Source organism: Curtobacterium sp. P97, from assembly GCF_023712445.1.
Lineage (GTDB): Bacteria > Actinomycetota > Actinomycetes > Actinomycetales > Microbacteriaceae > Curtobacterium.
In genome coordinates, this window is record NZ_JAMAYF010000210.1 from 1 (window position 1) to 397 (window position 397).

At 72.8% G+C, this 397-nt stretch carries 1 pseudogene; it reads right to left on the reverse strand.

Features of this window, described 5'->3' with window-relative positions:
- Window positions 1-397, reverse strand: a pseudogene (locus M3677_RS17695) (thiamine pyrophosphate-dependent enzyme); the annotation flags it as partial.

Consider the following 397-nt stretch of genomic DNA (forward strand, 5'->3'; position numbering starts at 1 on the left):
TCCACTCCTCGAGCTCGTCGGCCAGCCGGTAGCGGGTCGGGTCGTCGGAGGTGGTGTGCGCCCCATGCGGTAGGTGAACGCCTCGATGAACGTGGGGCCCGAGCCCTCGCGCGCCCGGGCCAGCGCGGCCCGGGTGACGGCCAGGACGGCGAGGACGTCGTTGCCGTCGACCCGCACGCCGGGGAACCCGAAGCCGGCCGCCCGGCGGAACAGCGGCACCTTGCTCTGCCGCTCGATCGGCACCGAGATGGCGTACTGGTTGTTCTGGCAGAAGAAGACGACCGGGGCGTCGAAGGTGGCCGCCCAGATCATGGCCTCGTTGACCTCGCCCTGGCTCGTGGCGCCGTCGCCGAGGAAGGCGATGGCGGCGGCGTCGGCCGTGTCGCGCTGGATGCCC